At 70.8% G+C, this 22,453-nt stretch carries 17 protein-coding genes and 1 tRNA gene; 8 read left to right on the top strand and 10 right to left on the bottom strand.

What is annotated here, in order from left to right; all coding sequences use genetic code 11:
• Positions 1–41: 41 nt before the first annotated feature.
• Together ACZ5MC_RS02115 and ACZ5MC_RS02110 are read left to right on the top strand one after the other, a co-directional pair.
• Entirely contained in the window at positions 42–476 is a 435-nt protein-coding gene (locus ACZ5MC_RS02115) for an RrF2 family transcriptional regulator (RefSeq protein ID WP_306598609.1), read from the top strand.
• A 56-nt stretch (positions 477–532) separates the two neighbouring features.
• On the top strand, positions 533–1,273 hold the full coding sequence (locus ACZ5MC_RS02110) for an acyltransferase (protein ID WP_464516925.1): 741 nt from the start codon (positions 533–535) through the stop codon (positions 1,271–1,273).
• 187 nt (positions 1,274–1,460) lie between these two features.
• On the opposite strand, the gene ACZ5MC_RS02105 is transcribed toward ACZ5MC_RS02110, so the two are convergent.
• The 6 genes from ACZ5MC_RS02105 to ACZ5MC_RS02080 all read right to left on the bottom strand — a co-directional run bounded on the left by ACZ5MC_RS02105 (position 1,461) and on the right by ACZ5MC_RS02080 (position 9,994).
• Positions 1,461–3,797, bottom strand: a complete 2,337-nt coding sequence (locus ACZ5MC_RS02105) for an ABC transporter permease (RefSeq protein WP_464516924.1) — start codon at positions 3,795–3,797, stop codon at positions 1,461–1,463.
• A gap of 1 nt (position 3,798) precedes the next feature.
• Positions 3,799–6,177, bottom strand: a complete 2,379-nt coding sequence (locus ACZ5MC_RS02100; protein WP_464516923.1) for an ADOP family duplicated permease — start codon at positions 6,175–6,177, stop codon at positions 3,799–3,801.
• Between the two features lie 135 nt (positions 6,178–6,312).
• Positions 6,313–7,638 (bottom strand): cell envelope integrity protein CreD, encoded by a 1,326-nt coding sequence (gene creD / locus ACZ5MC_RS02095; RefSeq protein ID WP_464516922.1) that lies wholly within the window; start codon positions 7,636–7,638, stop codon positions 6,313–6,315.
• A gap of 78 nt (positions 7,639–7,716) precedes the next feature.
• Positions 7,717–9,141, bottom strand: a complete 1,425-nt coding sequence (gene creC / locus ACZ5MC_RS02090) for a two-component system sensor histidine kinase CreC (RefSeq protein ID WP_464516921.1) — start codon at positions 9,139–9,141, stop codon at positions 7,717–7,719.
• Positions 9,138–9,803 carry a two-component system response regulator CreB gene (gene creB, locus ACZ5MC_RS02085; RefSeq protein ID WP_464516920.1) on the bottom strand — a complete coding sequence of 222 codons (666 nt, stop codon included), beginning with the start codon at positions 9,801–9,803 and terminating at the stop codon, positions 9,138–9,140. Before creB ends, creC begins: the two co-directional genes overlap by 4 nt.
• A gap of 114 nt (positions 9,804–9,917) precedes the next feature.
• Positions 9,918–9,994, bottom strand: a tRNA-His gene (locus tag ACZ5MC_RS02080).
• 210 nt (positions 9,995–10,204) lie between these two features.
• Between ACZ5MC_RS02080 and ACZ5MC_RS02075 the strand changes: the two genes are divergently transcribed.
• From ACZ5MC_RS02075 to ACZ5MC_RS02050, 6 genes are all read left to right on the top strand, one after another.
• The gene (locus ACZ5MC_RS02075) at positions 10,205–11,722 is read left to right on the top strand and encodes a Do family serine endopeptidase (RefSeq protein WP_464516919.1); all 1,518 of its coding nucleotides are present in this window, start codon (positions 10,205–10,207) and stop codon (positions 11,720–11,722) included.
• An 86-nt stretch (positions 11,723–11,808) separates the two neighbouring features.
• The gene (locus ACZ5MC_RS02070; protein WP_464516918.1) at positions 11,809–13,446 is read left to right on the top strand and encodes a response regulator; all 1,638 of its coding nucleotides are present in this window, start codon (positions 11,809–11,811) and stop codon (positions 13,444–13,446) included.
• Between the two features lie 2 nt (positions 13,447–13,448).
• A complete protein-coding gene (locus tag ACZ5MC_RS02065; protein WP_306598602.1) occupies positions 13,449–14,738 on the top strand; it encodes a hemolysin family protein in 1,290 nt (429 codons plus the stop codon).
• Positions 14,728–15,558: an NTP transferase domain-containing protein gene (locus tag ACZ5MC_RS02060; RefSeq protein WP_464516917.1), complete on the top strand. Its 831-nt coding sequence runs from the start codon at positions 14,728–14,730 to the stop codon at positions 15,556–15,558. Before ACZ5MC_RS02065 ends, ACZ5MC_RS02060 begins: the two co-directional genes overlap by 11 nt.
• Positions 15,559–15,567: 9 nt before the next feature.
• Positions 15,568–16,566 carry a phosphotransferase gene (locus tag ACZ5MC_RS02055; protein WP_306598599.1) on the top strand — a complete coding sequence of 333 codons (999 nt, stop codon included), beginning with the start codon at positions 15,568–15,570 and terminating at the stop codon, positions 16,564–16,566.
• Between the two features lie 2 nt (positions 16,567–16,568).
• Positions 16,569–17,078, top strand: coding sequence for a GNAT family N-acetyltransferase (locus ACZ5MC_RS02050; protein ID WP_306598598.1), 510 nt, complete (start codon positions 16,569–16,571; stop codon positions 17,076–17,078).
• Positions 17,079–17,103: 25 nt separating this feature from the next.
• Here the strand turns inward: ACZ5MC_RS02050 and ACZ5MC_RS02045 are convergent, their stop codons facing one another.
• From ACZ5MC_RS02045 to ACZ5MC_RS02030, 4 genes are all read right to left on the bottom strand, one after another.
• Entirely contained in the window at positions 17,104–18,147 is a 1,044-nt protein-coding gene (locus tag ACZ5MC_RS02045) for a PDDEXK nuclease domain-containing protein (protein WP_464516916.1), read from the bottom strand.
• A gap of 90 nt (positions 18,148–18,237) precedes the next feature.
• Positions 18,238–19,719 carry a M16 family metallopeptidase gene (locus ACZ5MC_RS02040; RefSeq protein ID WP_464516915.1) on the bottom strand — a complete coding sequence of 494 codons (1,482 nt, stop codon included), beginning with the start codon at positions 19,717–19,719 and terminating at the stop codon, positions 18,238–18,240.
• The gene (locus ACZ5MC_RS02035; RefSeq protein ID WP_464516914.1) at positions 19,716–21,245 is read right to left on the bottom strand and encodes a M16 family metallopeptidase; all 1,530 of its coding nucleotides are present in this window, start codon (positions 21,243–21,245) and stop codon (positions 19,716–19,718) included. The genes ACZ5MC_RS02040 and ACZ5MC_RS02035 overlap by 4 nt, the downstream gene beginning before the upstream one ends.
• Positions 21,246–21,253: 8 nt before the next feature.
• On the bottom strand, positions 21,254–22,315 hold the full coding sequence (locus tag ACZ5MC_RS02030; protein WP_464516913.1) for a TlpA family protein disulfide reductase: 1,062 nt from the start codon (positions 22,313–22,315) through the stop codon (positions 21,254–21,256).
• Positions 22,316–22,453: the final 138 nt, after the last annotated feature.

Raw genomic sequence — 22,453 nt, 5'->3', positions numbered from 1 at the left:
GTATTACGTTCTCCCCCTATACTGGGACCTGGAGGCGGGCGATGAAGGTTTCCACCCGGGGGCGGTACGGGCTGCGGATCATGGTCGAGCTGGCCGTGCACCACGGGTCCGGCCCGGTCCTGGTGACCACCATCGCCCAGAACCAGCAGCTCCCGGGCAAGTACATCCACGTGCTGGTGGGGGGCCTGAAGGCCGCGGGCCTGGTGACGGCCGTGCGCGGCCCCAACGGCGGCCTGGAGCTGGCGCGGGAGCCCCGGAGCATCACGCCCCTGGACGTGGTGGAGGCCCTGGAGGGCCGCATCAGCGCAGCCGACTGCACCCTGGACCCCGAGCTGTGCGGGCGCGCCGCGGACTGCGTGACCCGGGACGTGTGGTGCGAACTGGCCGCGGCCATGGAGGCCTCCCTGCGCCGGCACACGCTGGCCGACCTGGCCGAGCGGGTCAAGGCCGGGGGCGGCGCCGCCTACGTGATCTGAGCGGCTGACAGGGCGGCCCCGGGGATGGCACGATACATCCAACCCCCGGAGTCCCCATGGCAGAGCAGGTCTGGAAGCGCAGGATCCTGACTCCGCTGCAGTTCCTTCTCTCCCTGGCGCTGTTCGCCGAGGCGGCCATCGTGCTGGGCCTGGCGGCCTTCCCCGCCATCAAGCTGGTGGTGTGGGCCCAGGGCCTGCCGCTCGCCGGCAACCTCCACGTGCTGGCCCTGGGCATCGCCCTGGGGGCGGCCTACTTCGTCTTCGGCATCACCCTCATGGTCCTGCTGCCCATCGCGCGCTGGGTCACCTTCGCCCAGGGCACCCCCGTGGGCACCTTCACGTACGTGTCCTGGGAGGGGTGGCGCTGGGCGAGCTACAACGCCCTCACCCTCTTCCTGCGCTTCTCCTTCGTGAACTGGGTTCGGCTCACGCCCTTCCTCCCCGCGTACCACAGCCTCATGGGCATGAGGATCGGAGCCCGGGTGCAGATCAACACCGCCATGGTGGCCGACCAGAACCTCATCACCATCGGCGACGACACCGTCATCGGCGGGGACGTCACCCTGGTGGCCCACGTGGCTGAACGGGGCCGCCTCTACGCCGCGCCCGTGGTCATCGGACGGAACGTCACGGTGGGCCTCATGGCCGTCATCTTCCCGGGTTGCGTCATCGGCGACGGAGCGGTCCTCGCGGCGGGGTCGGTGCTGTCCAAGGGGACCCGGGTGGGCGCCGGGGAGATCTGGAGCGGGGTGCCGGCGCGCAAGGTGGGGAGGAGGCACGGGGCCAGGCCCTCCTAGGCTGCGGTGGCCGGCCCTCCCCACGGGTTCGCAACGCTACGCCATGCCGGTGACGAAGGGGAAGACGTTGGCAGGCACCTTCAGGAACCGCGTGGGATGGTTCCCAGGGCGGGAGGGGCCGAAACCCTCTCTGGCCGGGTCGCGAGGAGGCCATTCATGGCGCAACGATCCCAATCCGGACCCGAGGCTACTCGCTCCGCAGCACCGCCCAGGGATCCACCCGCAGCGCCCTAAGCGCCGGCAGCAGGCACGCCGCGAGCCCCACCGCGACCAGCAGGAGGGCCGCGGCGCCTAGCGTGGCCGGGTCCCCGGCCCGCACCCCGTGGATCTGCGACTGGATGAACCGCCCCAGCGCCACGGCCCCCGCGAGGCCGCAGGCGGTGCCGGCCCCGATCCACCGCAGGCCCTGGCCCAGCACCAGGACCAGGATGTCGCGGGCCGTGGCGCCCAGGGCCATGCGGATGCCCAGCTCCCGCCTGCGCATGCCGGTGATGAAGCTCAGGACCGCGTAGATCCCCACCGCTGCCAGCAGCAGGGCCAGGGCCGCGAAGGCGCCCAGCAGCACGCTGCCGGCGCGGGTTGCCTGGCGGTCCTGGTCCACCAGCGAGGCCATGGCGCGCACGGTGCCCAGGGGCAGGTCCGGGTCCACTTCCCGCAGCGCCCCGCGCAGGGCCGGGGCCAGGGCCGCGGGGCCCCGAGCCACCAGGGCGAACGAACCCAGGCTCTGGGACGTGGGGCCGCCCAGGGTGAGAGGGAGGTAGATTTCGGGCTCGGGGTCCCGGGCCAGACCGTTGTGGCGCACGTCGCCGGCCACCCCCACCACGCGCAGCCACTGGCCCCGCTCCAGGGCCACGCGGCGGCCCAGGGGGTCCCCTTCGCCGAAGTGCCTGCGGGCGAAGCGCCGGCTCACCACGGCGCCGTCCCGTTCCCCCTGCTCCAGTTCCCGGCCCCGCAGCAGGGGGATGCCCATGGTGCGGAAGTAGGCGGGGGAGACGTGGTGGGCGATGGCGATGCGGCCCTCCTGGGCGGGCTGGCCCTCCACGTCGTACGAGGTGGTCCAGGTGGAGCCGGCAAAGGGCAGCGTATCGCTGGCGGCGGCGGAGGCCACGCCGGGGATGGCCTCCACCCGGTCCCGCAGGCGCCGGATGAAGGCGGCGCGGTCCTCGAGGGCGGGGTAGGCGCGGGCCGGCACGGTGAGCGTGGCCATGACGAGCTGGTCGGGCTGGAAACCGGGGTCCAGGGTGCGCAGGTGGGAGAGGCTGCGCACCATGAGGCCCGCGCCTACCAGGAGCAGGGTGGTGAGGGCCACCTCGGCCGTCACCAGGACGCCCCGGAGGCGGTTGTGCGCCGTGGCGCCGGGCCCGGGGGCCAGGCCCAGCACGAGGGCGGTGGCCACGGACAGCAGCAGGATGAACCCGGCCATGCGGAAGTCCCAGCCGGGGCGGTCCAGGTGGGCCGGCAGGGCCAGGAGTCGCACCAGGCCGGACATGGCGGCCTGGGCCGGCAGCCACCCCGCGAGGCCCCCCAGGAGCCCCAGCAGGGCGCTCTCGGTGAGGGCCTGGCTGCCCAGGTCCCAGGGCGAGGCCCCCAGGGCCGTGCGGATGGCCTGGTCCCGCTGGCGGCGGGCCTTGCGGGCCAGCATGAGGTTCAGGAGGTTGGCGCAGGCCGCCAGCAGCACGAAGGCCACGGCGCCCAGGAGGAAGAGGAGCGTGCCCCGGGCGTCGCGCACCAGCTCGTCCCGCAGGGGGACCACCTGCGCGGAACGCCGGGTGTTGGAGGCGGGATGGGCGACGGCGAGGGCCGCGGCGACGCGTGTCATCTCCGACCGGGCCCCGGCCAGCTTCATGCCCGGCGCCAGGCGCCCCACCACGCCCAGGAAGTGCCACCCGCGCCGTTCCGTCTCCTCGGCGCTGAAGGCCGCGGGCAGGATCAGGTCCAGCCGGTCCCCCATGAAATCGAACCGGAAGCCCCGGGGCATCACCCCCACCACCAGCGCGTCCGATCCGTCCAGGGAGACGCTGCGGCCCACCACGGCCGGATCCCCGCCGAACTGCCGCATCCAGAAGCCGTGGGAGAGGATCACCACCCGGGAGGCCCCCGTGGCGTCCTCCTCGGGCAGGAAGCCCCGCCCCAGGGCCGGAGCCACCCCCACCACCCGGAAGAATGTCCAGGAGGCCCGCAGACCGAAGGCCCGCGCCGGCTCGATGCCCCCGGCGACGTTCACGGAGGTGTTGCAAACCGCGGCCAGGGCGTCGAAGCCCCGGGCCTCGCGCCGCCAATCCAGGAAATCCGCGGGGGAGACGGAGGTGATGGAACCGTCGTTGGTGTGGGTCTCCCACACCGCCACGAGGCGCTCCGCGCCCGGATAGTCCAGGGGCCGCAGCAGGGCCCGGTCCACCAGGCCGAAGATGGCGGCGTTGGCGCCGATGCCCAGGGCCAGGATGAGCACGGCCATGGCGGTAAAGCCGGGGGTGCCCGCCAGGGAGCGGAGGGCCCATCTCAGGTTGGTAGCGAGCCGGTTCATGTCACTCCTGACGCAGGGCTTCCGACGGGTTCACCCGGGCGGCGCGCAGCGCCGGCAGGACGCAGGCCAGGAGCGCGGTGGGGACGAGGATGGCCAGGACGCCCAGGTGGATGGCCGGACCCGCCCCGCCCAGGCCGAAGAGCAGCGGCCCCAGGATCCTCCCGGCCTGCCACCCGAACAGGATCCCGAGGCCAAGGCCCAGCCCCACCATCGCGGCGGCGCCCCCCAGGATGCCCCCCACCACCTGGGCGCGGGTCGCGCCCAGGGAAAGGCGGATGCCGATCTCCCGCCGCCGCTGGAGGGTGATCTGCGCCAGGACCCCGTAGAGGCCCACGCCCGAGAGCAGCAGGGCCAGGAGCCCGAACGCGGTGAACAGGATGCCCGCCATGGTGCGCACGGCCATGCTCTCCTTGAGCGCTTCGCGCAGGGGCCGGGGCTCGGGCAGCGCGAGGCCGGGATCCAGGGACCGGAGTACGGCCTTCACCTGGGCGCCGTACCGGGCGGGGTCGCCCTGCACCTTCACCGCCACCACCGGGCCGCCGAAGAGCTCATGGAACTCCGCCGGCAGGTAGACCTGCGGGTCCTCCGGCCGGTCGAGGCGGTTCTCGGCCGTATCCGCCACCACGCCGGCCACCCGCTGGGGGGCGATGCCGTCGGAATACAGGGGGCGGCCCACGGCGTCCTGGCCCGGCCAGAGCTTTTCCGCCAGGCGCCTGCTGATCATGCAGGTGCCGGGGTCCGCCGGGGGGAAGGTTCCTCCCGCGAGGAGGGGGATGCCCATGGCCTTGAAATAGCCCGAGGTGACGACGTGGACCCGCACATAGATCTCCGAGCCCTGGGCCCGTCCGGGATCCGCGGTGACGCTGCCTCCGTTGGTGGCCTTGACGAAGGGGAGGGTGTCGTTGACGCCGGCGCCCCCGACGCCCGGCAGGGCCGACAGGGCGGGTTCCAGGCGCGCCAGGAACGCGCGCTGCGCCGGCAGGTCGTACCGGGAGGGCGGCAGGGGGACGTTCACCGTCAGCACCGGTCCCGCCTCGAAGCCGGGATGCACGCGCTGGAGGTTCACGAGGCTGTGGATCAGGAGTCCGGCTCCGGTGAGCAGCACCACCGACAGGGCGACCTCCGCCACCACCAGGCCCTTGAGCACGCGCCAGTGGCCGCGGGAGTGGCTGGCGCCGTACCCGGCCCGGAGCACCTCCACCAGGCGCGGGCCGCGGGCCATGAACCAGGACAGGAAGGCCAGGGCCAGGCCCGTGGCCAGGACCAGTCCCAGGGCCGCCGCCAGCAGCGCGGGGTAGACCGAGGCGGCCGGCATGGGGAGGAGGTCCTCCAGCAGCCAGCGGAGCCCGCCCTGGATGAAATAGCTCAGCGCGATCCCCGCCGCGCCGCCCGCGGCGGCGAGCATCAGGCTCTCGATCAGGAAGAGGCGCCCCATGCGCCCCCGCCCCGCGCCCAGGGCCTGGCGGATGGCCAGGTCCCGCCCCCGGCCCAGGTCCCGCACCAGCTGGAGCCCGGCGACGTCGAAGCAGGTGATGAGCAGCACCAGCGCCACCGCCCCCTGCAGGAGGAGCAGCACGCGACGGTAGTTGCTCACCGTCTCCTCCAGCAGGCTGGAGGCGCGCAGGTCGAACCGGGGATTCTGCCTGCGGGCCTCCATGCCGGCGGCGGCGGCCCGGACCTGGGCCTGGGCCTGGACGAGGGGAACCCCCGGGTTCAGCCTGCCGATCGCCAGGAAGGTGCCCATGCCGGGACTCCGCGTTCCGAAGGGGGCCGCCTCCGGCACGAACACCTGGGAGTCCGAGATCCGGCGGTGGAACCGGAAGTCCTTCGGCAGCACCCCCACCACCTGCACGGCCTTGCCGTCCAGGTCCAGGGTGCGGCCCAGCACGGCGGGATCGCCGCCGAACCGCGCCATCCAGAAATCGTGCCGGAGCACGCCCACGGTGGCGGGCAGCACCTCCTCGTCGGGGCGGAAGACGACCCGGCCCAGGGCGGCCCGGACGCCCAGGACGTCGAAAAAGCCCGCCGTGACCATCCCCACATCCACGCGAATCGGCTCGGCCAGCCCCGTCAGGGTGCGGGTCCGCGCGGTGCAGGCCGCCATGGCCTTGAAGCCTCGGCCCGCGGCCTGGAGCGCCAGGAAGTCGGGCATGGTCATGGGTCCGGTCTCACCGGTCTGGAGGTCCGCGGGATCCACCTCCACCAGCCGGCCGCTGTCCGGGAAGGGCAGCGGCCTGAGGAGAAGACGGTCCACGTGGGAGATCACCGCCAGGTTCGCGCCGATGCCCAGGGCCAGGCAGCCGGTCGCGGCGGCCAGGAAGCCCGGAGCGCGGAGAAGGCTCCGGACCGCCTGGCGGATGTCGATGAGAAGACCTGTCATGACGCTGCTCCGGGGAATCCGGTCCAGGTCAGCCAAATGGGTGCCAAAAACAAACCCCTTTATTCCGATCTCTTGGATCCCGGACCCGGGGGAACCGCGTCCCGGAATCGGGATCCGCCGTCCCACCGCCGGACATCAGTTCCCCTCCGGGGCGGGCCGGATGGCGCGGTTCCAGTCCATGCGCCGGGTCCCGAGCATCACGCCGGCCAGCAGCACGAAGAGCAGGATGGAGCCCAGCAGGAGCGCGTTGTCCTCCGACGCGAGGAGACCATACAGCGCCGCGTAGAGCAGGCCCAGCCCCCCCGTGAAGAACAGGCCCTCCCGGCGGTTCCCGAGCGCGGCGCAGAGGTAGGCGCCCAGCAGCCCGAGGTTGGCCGCCGTGGCCACCGCGTAGGCGGCGGGGAAGCCCAGGTGTTCCGAGAGGCTCAGGAGCAGGAGGAAGAAGATCGCGATGGACAGGCCCACCAGGAGGTACTGCACCGGGTGCACCGGGAGGGACCGCAGCAGCTCCCGCAGGAGGAAGGCAGCGAAGGTGAGCAGGACGAAGAGGAAGCCGTACTTCACGGCCCGCTCGGACTGCAGGTAGATGTTGACCGGATCGATGAAGGCCACGCCGAAGTCGAGCGCGGCGGACTTCGCGCCGCCGGCGAGCAGGGTGTCCAGGTCCCGACTCAGGTTGGGGATCTTCCAGAGGGCGGAAAACCCCTTGCCGGACCAGGTCCTCTCCACCGGTGCGAAGCCGCCTTCGAAGCTGGGGGCGGGCCAGGCCCCCTGGAGGCGGACCCGGGTCTCCTCCGCCACGGGGGCCATGCGGATGGCGCGGGTGCCCATCAATTCGAGCGGAATCTCGAAGGAGAGGCTCCGGGCCAGGCCCAGGTCCAGGTCCGGGAGGTCGGCGTGGACGCCCGCGGCCGGGTAGCTCCGGCGCGTGCCGGGAAGGAATTCCAGGGTCCTGCCGTCCAGCGTCAGGTTCATGCGGTTCAGGATGCCCCGGGGATCGCTGATGCCCAGGACGAGGCTGGGCACGCCCAGCCGGAGGTTCCTGCCGGGGCGGATGCCCGCGCCGGCTTCCAGGGAGAAGTGGCCCTTGAGGGGGCCCGTGAGCCGGAAGACCTGGGTCCGGTAGAGCCCCCGCCGCCGCGCCTCGATGCCGATTCCCCCGTCGAGCTCGAGCTCCCTGGGAACGATGCGGGCCTCCCCCTGCCGGTCCTCCCACACCTCCCGGGATTCCCCGGTCTTCTCGTTCCTTTCGGTCCGCTTCTCCTCCACGGTGTAGGGGATCACCAGGAGGGGCCCCACGAGGGTCTGGGGGGATGCGGTGAGGCGGGCCACCTCGGTCTCGGTCTCGCCCTGGCGCGCGTTGCGGGCCGCCACGAGCCCCTGGGTCAAGGCCAGGGGAATGAGCAGGAGCAGGGCCAGGCCGAGCACGGCCAGGATCTTCAGGACGAACGGGATGCGCATGGGAGCCTCCAGGGTGGATGCCTGGAGGATCCCCGGGTTCCGTGAAGTCCCGGAGAAGCCCTGTGAAGCGGGCGTGTGTCAGCGGGGCAGGAGGATGCGGGCCAGGGCGCCGCCCTCGGGATGGTTTTCCAGGGAGGCCGTCCCTCCGTGGAGCAGGGCCACCTCCCTGACGAAGCAGAGCCCGAGGCCGGTCCCCCGGGATCCGCCCGCGGGCCGCGCAAGGGAGAAGAAGGGCGTGAACACCTTGTCCAGGGCGAAATCGGGAAGCCCGGGCCCCCGGTCCCGGACCCCCAGCGCCACGGTGTCCGGTCCCGTCTCCAGGGTGACCTCCACGGCGCTGCCCCGGGGGGCGAAGGACAGGGCGTTGTCCACGAGGTTCCCGAGGGCCTGCTCCAGCAGGAAGGCTTCGCCGGTGATGGAGGGAGGCCGGTCCGGGCCCACCCGGAGCTCGACGCCCCTGCGCGCGGCCTCCTCCTGCCGGCCGGCGGCCACCTTCCGGGCGAGAAGGCCCGGCTCCACCGGCGCGGGCGCCTGGAGCTGCTGGCGGTGCCGGAGGCTGGCGAGGGTGAGCATGCGCTCCACCAGTTCCCGCATGCGCATTTCCTGCTCCAGGATGTTGCCGGTGAACCGGGCGCGGTCCGCCTCGGGGAGATCCTCCGAAAGCAGTTCCGCGGCGCCCCGGATGGCCGAGAGGGGGCTCTTCATCTCGTGGGTGAGGGTGTGGATGTAGTGCTCCACGTAGTCCCTGCCGTCGATGCGGGCGCGCATGGCCTCCAAGGCCTCCCCCAGCTCCCTCAGCTCGGGGGCGCCCAGGGCCGGCAGCGGGGTCTTGCCGTCCGCCCCCACCGCGCGGGCGTAGGCCTGGAGCCGGGTTACGTCCCGGGTGAGCCACCAGGTGAGGACCAGGCCGATGCCGAGGGAGGCCGCGACCAGGATGGCCCCCGCCACCCGGATGCGGTGCTCGCTGCGTCTCGCGAAGGGCTGGACGAGGGAGGTGGGGGCCACGACGGTCAACACCCCGATGAGCCTTCCCTCCCAGCGCACCGGGGCCGCCACATGCATGGCCGAGGTCGCCGGATCCCCGGGGTCCAGGCGGGTCACCCGGGCCCCGTACTGCCCCCGGAGGGTCAGGGCCACGTCGTTCCACCGGGAGTAGTCGCGGCCCACGGCCTCCCCGTCGCTGTCGAAGCGGACGATGCCTTCGGCGTCCGTGACGTAGAGGCGCAGTTCGGCGCCCCGTTTCGTCATCCACCCGATGCGGGCCTGGACGTCCCGGGCCTGGTAGCCCCGGAAGGCCTGGGCCAGCCGTCCCTGGGCAAGGGTTCCCCCGGCCAGGTCCTGGGCGGCCAGTTCCGCCAGCAGGTTGGCGGTGTCAACAAGGGCCACCTCCATGCCCTGCCGGACGCCGGGCTTCACTTCCCTGGAGAAGGTCGACAGGCCGACGTAGGCCGCCATCCCCACGATGAGGAAGACCCCGAGCAGGAGCCGGAAGCCGAGCCTCACGGGGCGTCGACGCTGTAGCCCACGCCCCGGTGGGTCTGGATCGGGTCGGCGGCGGGGTCCAGCGCGCGGAGCTTGCCCCGCAGGGTCTTGATGTGGGTGTCCACGGTGCGGTCCCCGGTCTCCTCCGAGCCGGCCCAGACGGAATCCATGAGCTCGGCCCGGGTGAAGACGCGGCCGGGGCGGGCCAGGAGGGTGCGCAGGAGCCCGTACTCGTACCGGGTGAGGTCGAGCCACTGGCCGCGGAAGGCGATGCGCCTCGACGCGGGCTCCGCGTGGAACCCCGCAGGGATGGCCGCGGGCCGGGCCCGGCGGAGGATGGTGCGGATCCGCGCGGCCACCTCCCGGGGGCTGAAGGGCTTGGTGACGTAGTCGTCCGCCCCGATCTCGAGCCCCACGATGCGGTCCACCTCGGCGTCCCGGGCGGTGAGAAAGAGGACCGGCACCTCCGAGAAGGTCCGCAGGGTCCGGCACACCTCGAACCCGGAAACGTCCGGCAGGCCGATGTCCAGGATCACCAGGGCGGGGGGGTCCCGGCGGACGGCTTCGACCGCCAGCATGCCCAGGTCCACCCATTGCGGATCGAACCCTTCGGTCCGGAGGACATACAAAAGCGTGTCGGCGATTGTGCGCTCGTCCTCGACGATCAGGATCCGGTCGGGCATGGAGGAAAGGTCCGGCGTGGCGGGAGGTGGGAACCAGGAAAGGGGCAGGCGCCCAGGATACCCGGCCCGGCGGGGAAAAGCCCCGGGGAGAAGGGCTCCACGGGGCTTTCGATCTGGGGCGGATGACCGGACTTGAACCGGCGACACCTGGAATCACAATCCAGTACTCTAACCAACTGAGCTACATCCGCCGTTGGATCTATCAGAATATCCGCAACGCGCCCCCCTGGGAAGCGGCATCTCGGGTCCCGGTGGCGAGCAGCTAAACCCGCGCCTTTTTTCCTCGTCTATACTAGTTGGCGTATGAGGTTCGCGCTGCGGAACTTATTGATCTTTTACATCATATAGCAACCAGACCCAAAACCTGGCCCGGGTCGGGCATCTCTCACGAGGGAATACCTATGAAACGTCAGATCAAGCAACTCTTCATGCTTTCGGCCTTCGCAGGCGTCTGCATGGCCGTGGGAATGGGCCTCAGCTACCGCTGGGTCGCCAGGGCCCAGGAGGAGCAGCCGGTCACCGTCGACGCCAAGGGCCTCGACCGCCTCCCGCCCATCGCGGACGTGGCGGAGAAGCTCAATCCCACGGTGGTGGCCATCACCAACACCAGCTTCGTGAAGAACCGGGGCCGCTTCGAGGGCGAGTCGCCCTTCGGCGACGACTTCTTCAACTGGTTCTTCGGGCCCCAGCGCCCCGGCACCCGCAAGCCCCAGGAGGAGGAGCAGCGGGTCCAGGCCGGCGGCAGCGGCGTGGTCATCTCCCCCGACGGCAAGATCCTCACCAACAACCACGTCATCGACGGCGTGCGGGGCGGGGACAGCACCATCGAGGTGAAGATGGCCGACGGCCGCACCTTCAAGGCCACGATCCTGGGCAAGGACAAGGAGCTGGACATCGCGCTGATCAAGATCGACGCCAAGCACCTGCCCTACGCCAAGCTGGGCGACAGCGACGCCATGCGCATCGGCGAGTGGGTGGTGGCCATCGGCAACCCCCTGGGTCTCGAGCACACCGTCACCCAGGGCATCGTCTCGGCCAAGGGCCGCCAGCTCACCGGCCCCGGCCTCGAGTCCTTCATCCAGACCGACGCCGCCATCAACCGCGGCAACTCCGGCGGACCCCTGCTCAACCTCAGGGGCGAGGTCATCGGCATCAACACCGCCATCCGCCCCGACGGCCAGAACATCGGCTTCGCCGTGCCCGTGAACATGATCAAGCGGGTCATCGCGGACCTGGAGAGCGGCAAGCCCGTGAGCCGCGGCTACCTGGGCGTGGGCACCCGCAACCTGGACAACGAGTTCCAGTCCTCCCTGGGCATCAAGGAAGGCGCCGTGGTCTCCAACGTCGACCGGGGCACCCCCGCGGACAAGGCCGGCATCCAGCGCCTGGACGTCATCACCGCCGTGGACGGCCAGAAGGTCCGCAGCGGCGACCAGCTGGTGGCCGCCATCGCGGGCCGCAGGGCCGGCGAGACCGTCACCGTCACGGTGTGGCGCGACGGGGCGTTCAAGGACATCAAGGTGACCCTGGGCGACCGCAAGGAGATCCAGAAGGGCGAGGCCCAGGACGGCGAGGAGGACGACTCCGCGCCCAAGACCGACCCCGACAACCCCAAGCAGATGAACCTCGAGAAGACCTACGGCTTCACCGTCGAGGCCCTGTCCCCCGCCAACCGTCACCAGTTCGGAGTCCCCAACGACGTCAAGGGCGTGGTCATCACCTTCGTGGCGGCCCGGTCGGGAGCCGCCGAAAAGGGCCTCCAGGCCGGCCTGGTCATCACCGCCGTGGGCCCCAAGGACATCGACGGGCTCCAGGCCTTCCAGGCCGAAGTCAAGAAGGCAGGGGGCAAGAAGCCCCTGCTTCTCCTCGTGCGGCCCCCCAGGGGCTCCTCGCAGACGATCGCCATTCCTCCGCGCTAGGAAGCCCAAGCACAAAGGCTGCCGGGATTCTTTCCCGGCAGCTTTTTTTCTGGGTTATCTTATAAGTCCATTTGCAAGGATCGAATATGGGCAAGCGTCTCCTCGTCGTGGACAGCGATCGGAGATTCATCCAGGATCACAAATCCCCGTTGGAATCCGCCTTCGAAGTCGACTTCCTCTACACCACGGAGGGGGCGCTCACGCGCCTGGAGTCGGGGCAGTACGGCGGGATCCTCCTGTGCGTGGAGACGTCCGAGAACAAGGGCTACGCCCTGTGTTCGGCCATCCGCAGGGCCCCCATGCATGCGGACCTGAAGATCGCCCTCATCAGCGCCAAGGCGTCCGAGGAGGAGTATTCCCGGCACCGGGGCACCAAGGGCAAGGCCGATCTGTACCTGCACAAGCCCATCAACGCCACCGCCCTCATCCCCGCGCTGGCCGAGCTGGTGCCCATGAAGGAGGACGATCCGGACAACCCCCTGGGCGACCTCGCCGGGGCCGACCTGGGCGACGAGTGGCTGGAAAGCCTGCGCACGGAGCTGGAGACCGAGCCGGCCCCGGCACCCCGGGCCATCGCCCCCATCCCGGGCTGGGCCGCGGAGCCGCCGCCCGCCCCCGAGAAGCCCGTCCGCAACCAGGGGGAGATCGAGCTCCTGGAGTGGCGCGTCAAGGACCTGGAACTCAAGCTCTCCGCCCAGCACGACGAGCTGGAGCGCAAGACCCGGGAGATCGAGGAGCTCATCCAGCGCAACGCCGCCGTCACCCGCAACCTGGACGACATCCAGCACAGCCAGGGCGAGGCCGAGGCGCTTCGCCATTCGCTCCAGGAGCGCACGGCGGCCGAGGACGGCCTCAGGGGCGACCTCCAGGACGCCCTGGACGAGCAGAAGCGCCTGGTGGAACAGCTCGACGAGGTCAATGCCCTCCTGTCCGAGAAGAACCAGCAGAACGCCGAGCTCATGGAATCCCACCAGCTGCTCCAGGCCCAGCTCGAGGAGGCCTGGGAGGCCGCCGCCAAGGTCAAGGACCTGGAAGCCTCCCTTTCGGAAACCCAGGAGACCCTGCGCACCGCCGGGGCCCAGGCGGCCCTCGCCGAGCAGCACAGCTCGGACCTCCTCCATGAACTCGAAGGCGTGCGCGCCGACGCGGCCGTGAAGCAGGCCCGCATCCAGGAGCTGGAAGGCGCCCAGGGCCGGGTGGCGGAACTGGAGGCCGAACTGGCCTCCGCCCGGGAGCAGGTCGCCTTCCAGGAGCAGACCCAGCGCGACCTCGCCGAGGCGCGGGCGAAGCTCCAGGCGGAGTGCGCCGCCAAGGACGACGAGCTGACGGAGCAGGCCGGGGAGATCTTCGTCCTCCAGGAGAAGCTCAGCCTCCAGGAGGCCACGTCCCGCGACCTGCGGGAGGAGCGCGACACCCTGGGCGGGCTGCGGGAGCAGCTGGAACGCGCCGCCAACGACCTCCAGGCCCGCCTGGACACCGCCGAGGCCGCCGGGGAGAGCCAGCGCAGGGAGTTCCTCGCCGGCATCGAGGAGCGGGAGGCCAACCTGGGCCGCCTGCACGCCGATCTGGATGCCGGGCAGGATCGCATCAACCAGCTGAACCGTGAAAAGGCCGACCTCGCCGCCGAGCTCCAGGGCCGCCAGGACCGCCTGGACACGATCGGGACCGTGCTCGCGGAACTCGGGGACAAGGCCCGCCAGGCCCTGGACCTCGCCAAGGGCTGAGCATGCACACCAGCGCCCTGATCGCCACCCCGGCGCTCATTCTCGCCACGGGGTTCTTCGTCTGCGCCGAGTTCGCCGCGGTGCGGGTGCGCAGCACGCAGCTGGAGGCCCGGCTGGACGCCGATCCCCGGGCGGCCCAGGCCCTGGAGGTCCACCGCAACCTGGACCGCCACCTCTCCAGCATCCAGGTGGCCATCACGCTCCTCACCATCAGCCTGGGCGCCGTCGGGGAGGACGTCTTCGTCAAGGGGTTCCAGGCGCTCTTCGGGGGCACGCCCTGGCCCCGGGTGGGGCTTGTCCTGGGCTCGTTCATGGGGATCCTGGTCATCACGCTGCTCCAGGTGGTGCTGGCCGAGCTGCTGCCCCGGGGCGTGGCCCTGCGCTCGGCCGAGGTCTGGGCCCTGCGCACCGCGGGCCCCCTCCTGTTCTGGTCCCAGGCCATCGCTCCCGTGACCCGGACCCTGACCGGCCTCACCCACGGACTGGAGCGGCTCCTGGGGGTCCCCCCCGCCGTGGACCACGCCCCCACCGAGGACGAGTTCCGCCGCATGCTCATGAAGAGCAAGCTGGAGATCTCCCGCAAGGACCTCATCGAGAACCTCTTCGACTTCTCCAAGCGCACCGTCAAGGAGGTCGCGGTGCCCCGGGCCCAGGTGGTCTACTTCGACCTGCAGCGCACCTTCGAGGAGAACCTAGCCCTGGCCCGGAGCTGCGTCAACACGCGCCTGCCGCTCTGCGACGGGGACCTGGACCACGTGGTGGGCGTCATCCACCTGCGCGACCTGCTGTGGGCCCTCAACGACCAGGGCCCGGAGCTGGACTTCCGCAGGCTGGCCCGGGCCGCGTTCATGGTGCCCGAGATGCGGCTCATCCAGGACCTGCTGCTGGACTTCCAGAAGCAGAAGCAGCACCTGGCCCTGGTGGTGAACGAGCACGGCGGCGTGGACGGCCTGGTGACCCTGGAGGACGTGCTGGAGGAGCTGGTGGGCGAGATCCAGGACGAGTTCGACCGGGAGGTGATCAACCTCCGGCGCACACGGGGCGGGGCCTGGCTGGCCCAGGGCAACGTCACCCTGGAGGAGCTGGAGGACCACCTGGACCTCCACCTGGAGGTGGAGAAGGGCTCCGTGAGCCTGGGCGGGCTGTTCCAGGAGCGGCTGGGGCGCATCCTCCGGGCGGGGGACGAGCTGCGCATCCAGGGCTGGCGGATCCGGGTGCTGGAGATGCGGGGCATGGCCCCCCGGAAGTTCCTCCTCAAGCCCGTGGCCACCGGGGAGCCCAGTGACGATTGACGGGTTCATCCTGGCGGCGGGACTGGGAACGCGCATGGGACCCCTGTCCCGGGCGCTGCCCAAGCCGGCCTGGCCCTTCAACGGCCGCCCGCTCATCGCCCTGGCCGCCGATGGCCTTCGCCGGGCGGGGATCCGGAACCTGGCCTGCAACGCCCACGTCCTGCCCGACCGCATCCGGGAGGCCGCCCGGGGCACCGGCATCGAGGTGTGCCCGGAACCCGTCCTGCTGGGCACGGCCGGGGGCCTGCGCCACGTGAGGGACCGGGCATCCAGCGAACTGGCGGTGTGGAACGGCGACATCCTGGCCGATCCCCCCTGGGAGGCGTTCCGGGAGCGCCACCGGGCCCTGGGCTCGGACCTGAGCTGGCTCCTCATCCCCCACCCCGGCGGCCCCTGGAACCCGGTGTGGCTGGACCGGACCGGCCGCATCCTCCCCCCCGGCCAGACCGGCGAAGGGCCCTACCATTTCGTGGGCCCCGCCTTCTGGAGTCCCCGGGCCCTGGCCCTCCTCCCCGAGGAAGGGCCCGCCGACGTGAAGGTCCACGTCCTGGCCAACCTGGACCGGGCCTTCGGGGTGGTGGTGGACCCCTTCCCCTTCTACGAGATCGGGTCGCCGGACCAGCTCATCGAGGCCGCGGCCCGGGTGGCCCCGGAGGCCGAGGGCCGGATCCCCGGCTGCTACGTCCATCCGGAGGCCCGGCCGGCCGGGGACCTGCGGCACTGCGTGCTGGGTCCCGGCGCCCGGCTCCACCCCGCCTTCCGGGACCAGGACGGTTTCTGGTTCGAGGAAGGGGGACACCTTGTGCGCCTCGCGCTATAGACTGGAACGATGAGCGCTCAACTCCAGTCCGTCCTCGATCGCTGGGGCTGCAGGAACCCGGTCCTCCTGAACGGGGACGCCGGCCTGCGGCAGTACTTCCGGGTGGACCACCCCCACCTGGGCAGCGCCCTGGTGGTCCTCTACCCCAACGCGGATCCCGCAGGCACCGACGATTCCTACTTCGAGTACCGGGCCCTCCAGGCCTACCTGGACCCGGTGGTGCGGGTGGCCACCATCATCCAGTACGACGACGAGCTGCGCGCCATGCTGGTGGAGGATCTGGGCTCCACCACGCTGGAGATGCGCCTGATCGCGCATCCCGAGGAGGAGCTCGCCTGGGCCCGGGACGTGGGGGGCCTCCTGGCCACCTGGCTGGGCCTGCTCACCGAGGGCGCCCCGCCCCGGGCCTTCTTCATGCTGCGCCGCTTCGACCACGCCAAGTTCCAGTTCGAGTGGGAGTTCTGCAAGCAGCACTTCTTCGCCGACTTCCTGGGCAAGGAGGCCCCCCTCTGGCTGGACCGCATGATGGAGGACGTGCACAACGGCCTGGAGTCGCGCACCCACTCCCTTTCCCACCGCGACTTCCACGTGCGCAACCTCATGGTGCACGGCGACCGCCTCGTGACCCTCGACTTCCAGGACGCCCGCAAGGGCGCCGCCACCTACGACCTGGCCTCCATCCTCTTCGACGGGTACTGGGACTGGTCCGAGGAGGCCCGCGCCATCATGATCCGCAGCGTGGAGGAGGAGACCGGCTGGAGCGAGACCCTCCTGTGGGAGGAGCTGAACCTCAGCGGCATCCAGCGCAACCTCAAGACCCTGGGCACCTTCGGCAACCAGGTGGTGAACCGCGGCAAGGCCCACTTCGCCCCCGCCATCCCCCGCACCATCCGCCATCTCCTGGGCCACTTCCAGCGCATCCACCACGGCGAGGGCGTCCTGGCCGCGGAACACTGGCTGCGCCTGGCGGAAAAGCGCCTGCTCAAGACGGCCGGGGATATCGACTAGGCATGCTCGTCCGCCTTGGCCACCCGGAGGATGTGGAACCCGTGATGGCGCTGGTCCGCCGCGCCGTGCCCCTCATGCGCCAGGCCGGCAACCTCCAGTGGGACGACACCTACCCCAACGCGGAGGTGTTCGCCGGGGACGCCGCGAAAGGCCAGCTGTGGATCGCCGAGGAGGACGGGCAGGTGGCCGGCATGGCCGCCATCACCGAGGACCAGGAGCCCGAGTACGCCGACGCCGGCCTGGATCCGGACGAACCGGCCATCGTGGTGCACCGCCTGGCCGTGGACCCCGCCTTCCGGGGCCGGGGCGTGGCGGAGGCGCTGATGCTGCAGGCGGAGGAGGTGGCCCGCGAGCGCGGCATCACCGCGCTGCGGCTGGACACCAACACGGAGAACGAAGCGACCCGGCGGCTGTTCCCCAAGCTCGGGTACGTCCTTGCGGGTGAGATCGGATTGGCCTTCAGGCCCGGCCGGCGATTCCTCTGCTATGAGAAGCGCCTGCCGGGAGTCTGATTCCCCGGCCGTGCGCCAAAAGACGTCACCCGGCTTCCTCGGAGGCACGAAGTTCCAGTTCCCCGCTCAGAGCCTCCTCGAGGTCCTCGATGGTCGGCAGGTTCCTGTCGAGGGGATCGGGCAGCGCCCGGAGCAGCTGGTATTCGGAAATGCCCAGAGGCTTCTCCATGCCCGAAAGGGCATACTCCGCGACCATGCGGTTCTTCTTCCGGCAGAGCAGGAGGCCCATGGTGGGACGGTCGTCGGAGGCCTTCACCTGGGCATCCATGGCGGTCAGGTAGAAATTGAGCTTGCCCGCGTGTTCGGGCTTGAAGTCCTTCGCCTTCAACTCGACTACGACGTAGCACTTCAGACGCGTGTGATAGAAGAGCAGGTCAAGGAGGAACCGGTCCCCGCCAACCGTCAGCGGGACTTGTTTTCCGACAAACGCGAATCCGGCTCCCAGTTCCAGGAGAAACCGTGTGATGTGCCGGGTCAGGGCATCTTCGATATCCCGTTCCTGCGCCTGCTCGCCAATACCGAGGAAGTCGAAAAGGTAAGGATCCTTTAACGCCTCCTTGGCCATCGCTGCTTCCACGGCAGGCATCCGGGCTTCGAAATTGTTTACGGTCTGCCCCTGGCGATCGAAGAGCCTGTTCGAGATGTTGGCTTCCAGGGCGGCACGCGACCAGCCTTCCTGGACGGCCCGGCAGCACAGCCATTCCCGTTCGGGATCCCGGTCGACCTTGGTCAACAAGGTCACCAGGTGGAACCACGGCAATTGGTCAGCAGCCTGCTGACCAATTCGCAGGTCGGGGCAGCATTCTGCGAAATAGCGCATGTACTTGAGGTTTGCCCTGGAAAGCCCCTTCATCCCCGGGAAGGCGGCCTGGAGATCGGCGGCCAGTCTGTCGACGACCTTCCCCCCCCAGCCCTCCTTTTCCCGGCGCACGAGGAGCGTCCGGCCGATGTCCCAGTACAGCCGGATGAGCTCAGCATTCACCGCGAGGGCCGCCCGGGATCTGGCTGCCTGGATGCGTTGCTTGATGTCTGAAAAGAGGGAAATATAGGAATTCTGGATAGGCGGCACGCGAAAGACCTCAGGATGCTTCCCTGATCTGATGCGCGAATCCGGCAGACGTTCCTTCGCAGGACGGCGCCCCTGGAGGTTCCGGAAGCGTCAGGGACCCGGCTCCATCGTCATGGCGTTCCGCAGGGGCAGCCGCGTCAGGGGCAGCGGGAGCACGTCCTTGAGGCGGCCCGGATGGTCCCGCGGCTCACCGGCCTCGGCTTCGGCGGCCTTGCCCACGACGAGCACCACCAGCTGGTCGAGGTTCAGGAAGGTCCGGGCCGCCCGCTGCACGTCCTCGGCGGTGACGGCCTCGATGCGGGCGCGGAAGTCCCTGAAATAGTCCAGGGGCCAGCCCTTCAACGTCTCCTCGGCGAAGAAGCGCACCACGGCCTGGGGATCCGACCACTGGGAGGGGAAGGACTGGATGAGGCCGTCCTTGATCGTGCGGAGCTCCGCGGCGGGGACGGGTTCCCTGCGCATGCGCTCCAGTTCGGCCAGGGTCAGGCGCAGGGCGTAGGGCACCGCGGCGTTCCGGGTCTGGAAGGAGCAGGTCCAGTCGCCCTTCCAGTGGGCCCCTTCGTCGAAGCCGGCGTAGATGCCGTAGGTGAGGCCCTCGTCGCTGCGGATCTTCTTGGTGAGGCGCGCGGTGAAGCCGCCGCCGCCGAGCACCTGGTTCATGACCAGGGCCGCGGGCCAGTCCGGATCCAGCCGGCGCAGGCCCGGCAGCTCCAGCTGGACCAGGCTCTGGGGCAGGTCCTTGTCGACGACGTAGAGGCCCGGTTTTCGCACCGGGGTGGGGGCCGGGACGGGGGGGCTCGGCAGGGCGGCGGGGCCGGGGCGCAGGGAACCGAGGGTGCGGTCCAGGAGGGCCAGCATGGAGGCCCGCTCGAAGCGGCCGGTGACCGTCACCACCAGGTTGCCGGGGTGCAGGAGCCGCCCGTGGAAGGCCTCCAGGTCGGTCCGGGTGATGGCGTCCAGGCTGCGCTTCGTGGAGAAGGCCGTGGTGAAGTGGCCCGGGCCGTTCAAAAGGAAGGCGGATTGGTAGGCGGCGATGGAATCCGCGTCGTCGTTGCGCCGCTCCATGGCGCGCCGGGCGCCCTTGAGGGCCAGATCCAGCCGGTCCTGGCGGAAGGCGGGGTGGGTGAGCACGTCCAGGAACATGGCCAGGCCTTCGGGGAGATCCTTCTCCAGCACCTCCAGGGCCAGCTCGCCCGAGGTCGGCCCGCTGTGGCTCCAGAGGGTCGCGCCCAGGAAATCCAGGCGCCGGTCCAGGTCCTCCGCCGCCATTCCCCGGGTGCCCCCGCTGCGCAGCACCTGGCCGAACAGGGCGGCCAGGCCCTCCTTGCCCCGGGGGTCCAGGTAGGCGCCGCCCCGGAACTGCACCGCGATGCGCACGAGGGGAACGCCCGCGGGATCCGGGTGGAGGAACGCGGCCATGCCGTTGGCGAGCCGGGCCTGGTGGGCCGCGGCGAGGGGAGGCGTGAAGGCCAGGGGGGCGAAGGTGAGCTGCTCGGGGCGGGCGGGGATGGCCTGGGCGGCCAGGAACGGGGCCGCCAGGGCGAGCATGAGACCCATGCGTCCGATCTTCATTTGACCTCCACGGGCTGCGGGCCCCCGGGAGCCTTCTTCCGGCTCAGCAGGAGGACCGTGCGGGTTTCGGGCGACAGGTAGGTCCTGGCGACCCGCATGACATCGTCCCGGGTGACTTCGCGCAGGCGCCGGGGCGCGTCCAGGAGGTCGGCGGCCGTGCCCATGCCCTCGGCCTCGGCCAGCGCGTAGCGCAGGCCGCCGTTGTTCTCCAGCATGCGGAACAGGGCCACCTGGGCCTGGTTCTTCACCCGGGTGAGTTCCTCCTCCGTGACCCCTCCGGTGCGGATCCGCTCCAGCTCCCGGTAGAGGACGGGTTCCAGGTCCGCGGGGCCCCGGCCGGGGGCCGGCTCCGCCAGGACGTTGAAGGTGCCGCCGTAGCGCATGCCGAAGGCGCCGGCGCGCACGGAGAGGGCCGCCTGGTCGTGCAGGACCAGGGCCCGGTGCAGGCGCCCGGAGGCGCCGTTGAGGACGCCCGCCAGCACCTGCAGGGCCGGGGCGTCCCGGTGGACGCCGGAGACGGTCTTGTAGCTCACCCTCAGCATGGGGCTGGCGTCGGCCTCGGCCACCATGCGCTGCTCGGCCACCTGGAGGGGCTCGGTGGTGATGACCGGAGGCACTCCGGCGGGATTGGCGACGAGGCGCCCGAAGTACCGCTCCACCAGGGCGAAGGCCTCCTCCGTGCGGAAGTCCCCCACCAGGATCAGCGAAAGGTTGTTGGGGGCGTAGTAGGTGGCGTAGAACCGGTCGGCCTGCTCCCGGGTGATCTGGGTGACGTCGCTGGGCCAGCCGATGACCGGCCACCGGTAGGGCAGCGCCTCCCAGGAGAGGGCGGCGAAGGCCTCCATGATCCTCCCGGCGGGAGACCCGTCGGTGCGCTGGCGGCGCTCTTCCAGGACCACGTCCCGCTCGCTGTAGAACTCCCGGAACACGGCGTTCTTGAGGCGGTCGGACTCCAGCCAGGCCCAGAGCTCCAGCTTGTTGGCGGGGACCGTGATGTGGAAGAAGGTGCGGTCCGGGGTCGTGTTGGCGTTCAGGTCCGTGGCCCCCATCTCGTCGTAGAGCTTGGGCAGCTCGTCCTTGACCACGAGGCTGCGCTGCTCGGCCACGAGGCGGTTGAATTCGTCCAGGAGCTCCTGGTGGCGCGGGCTCCGGGCGGAGGGATCCTCCAGGCTCCCGAGCCCGCCCCGGCGCTGGCGCTCCCGGAGGCGGTCCACCTCCTGCCGGATCCCGGCCCTGACCCGGTCCTGCAGGGCGTTGAGCTCCCGGTCCCGGGCGGCGTTCCGGGTGCCGATGGTGTCGGTGCCCTTGAACATCATGTGCTCGAACAGGTGGGCCATGCCGGTGGCCCCTGCGGTCTCGTTGGCGCTGCCCGCCCGGGCCACCCACCCGCAGGCGATGCTGGGCTGGTTGTGGCGCTCCACCAGGAGCACCCGCAGCCCGTTGGGCAGGGTCCGCTCCACGAGGGGCACGGTCTGCGCCGGCAGGGGCGCGGCGGCGAGGAGGAGGGCGAACAGCGCGTTCCGCATGGCGGCTCCTACTTCCCTTCCCGGTGCCGGGCGAGGTTCTTCCGGATCAGGGCGAGGTTCCCGGCCGTGGCGTGGGGGTCCTTCTCGGCCGCGGCCAGGGCCTCCTCGGCGAGGCGGATGGCCTCCTGCCGGTCACCGGAGTTGGCGTAGAGCTCGGCCTTCATGGCCGTGAGCATGTAGTTGCCCAGCCCGCGGGCCTCCAGGTCCCTGGCCAGTTCCTTGCCGAACGCGTAGGCGGCGGGGGACAGGTCGGTCTCCACCGCGAAGACGGCCTGCATCATGTAGTAGGCGCCCTGCTCGTGGTTGGACTCTGTGAGGATGTCCCGGGACACCTTGATGCCGCGATCCAGGTCCGCGTGGTAGAGCGCCACGAGGTGCTGGTAGGCGAGGCCGTACTTCAGGTTCGGGCGCTTCTCCATGGCCGCGTCGATGGCCTTGACGGCCGCGGGGTAGTTCTTGGCCGCCATCGCCTCCCCGATGGGGCGGGTGATCTCCAGCTCCGTCTCGCGCCTGGTGCGCGCCCCGGCGAGGTCGTAGGTGCCCGCGAGCACCTCCTTGAGGACGCCGTCCAGGGCCGAGGGATGACCGATCCAGGCCACGCGGCCTTCCCGGTCCACCAGGAACGCGCAGGGGATGCCGTTCTCGCCGGCCGCCTTCATCCAGGCGTCGGCGATGCGGCCGTCGGCGCCGTCCGCGGCGACCCGGTAGCCCATCTTCGCCCCCTGCGCCTTCACGAACGCCTTGACCTTGGGAAGGGTGTCGCCGCCCCCGGCCTTCTGCGCTTCCCAGATGTCCAGGCCGATCACGGTGACCTTGTCCTTGTAGGTCCTGGCCAGTTCCGTCAGGTGGGGAATGCCCTCCTTGCAGGGGCCGCACCAGGTGGCCCAGAACTCCACCGCGTAGAGCCTGCCCTTCTCGAAGGCCTTCACCGGCTTGCCCTTGATCCAGGCGGCTGAGGCGATGCCGGGGGCGGGGTCCCCGATCTTCAGGTAGGACGGCTGGGCCGCGCCCAGGCTTCCGGCCAGGGCGGCGAAGCCGCAGAGGAGAACGATTCGAAGGGTACGTCGCATGCCTTGCTCCATCGGTTGGGTGTTCGGAATTCCCGGACTGCCACGGCAAGGATCACCCCGGCCGGAGGTGCGGCCCAGTCAAGACTGGAAAGGGAACCGCCTTGTTTTAACGTGCCGCCCAGGTCCACGCGGACCCAT

The sequence above is a fragment of the Mesoterricola sp. JemC181 genome, assembly GCF_055384585.1.
This window is presented reverse-complemented; position numbering and strand designations above follow the sequence as displayed.

Coding starts and splice junctions, on each gene's coding strand:
- ACZ5MC_RS02105 (WP_464516924.1), bottom strand. CDS start 3,797: ATGAACCGGCTCGCTACCAACCTGAGATGGGCCCTCCGCTCCCTGGCG.
- ACZ5MC_RS02055 (WP_306598599.1), top strand. CDS start 15,568: ATGAGCGCTCAACTCCAGTCCGTCCTCGATCGCTGGGGCTGCAGGAAC.
- ACZ5MC_RS02050 (WP_306598598.1), top strand. CDS start 16,569: ATGCTCGTCCGCCTTGGCCACCCGGAGGATGTGGAACCCGTGATGGCG.
- ACZ5MC_RS02070 (WP_464516918.1), top strand. CDS start 11,809: ATGGGCAAGCGTCTCCTCGTCGTGGACAGCGATCGGAGATTCATCCAG.
- ACZ5MC_RS02075 (WP_464516919.1), top strand. CDS start 10,205: ATGAAACGTCAGATCAAGCAACTCTTCATGCTTTCGGCCTTCGCAGGC.
- ACZ5MC_RS02110 (WP_464516925.1), top strand. CDS start 533: ATGGCAGAGCAGGTCTGGAAGCGCAGGATCCTGACTCCGCTGCAGTTC.
- ACZ5MC_RS02030 (WP_464516913.1), bottom strand. CDS start 22,315: ATGCGACGTACCCTTCGAATCGTTCTCCTCTGCGGCTTCGCCGCCCTG.
- ACZ5MC_RS02065 (WP_306598602.1), top strand. CDS start 13,449: ATGCACACCAGCGCCCTGATCGCCACCCCGGCGCTCATTCTCGCCACG.
- ACZ5MC_RS02040 (WP_464516915.1), bottom strand. CDS start 19,719: ATGAAGATCGGACGCATGGGTCTCATGCTCGCCCTGGCGGCCCCGTTC.
- creB (WP_464516920.1), bottom strand. CDS start 9,803: ATGCCCGACCGGATCCTGATCGTCGAGGACGAGCGCACAATCGCCGAC.
- ACZ5MC_RS02100 (WP_464516923.1), bottom strand. CDS start 6,177: ATGACAGGTCTTCTCATCGACATCCGCCAGGCGGTCCGGAGCCTTCTC.
- ACZ5MC_RS02115 (WP_306598609.1), top strand. CDS start 42: ATGAAGGTTTCCACCCGGGGGCGGTACGGGCTGCGGATCATGGTCGAG.
- ACZ5MC_RS02035 (WP_464516914.1), bottom strand. CDS start 21,245: ATGCGGAACGCGCTGTTCGCCCTCCTCCTCGCCGCCGCGCCCCTGCCG.
- creD (WP_464516922.1), bottom strand. CDS start 7,638: ATGCGCATCCCGTTCGTCCTGAAGATCCTGGCCGTGCTCGGCCTGGCC.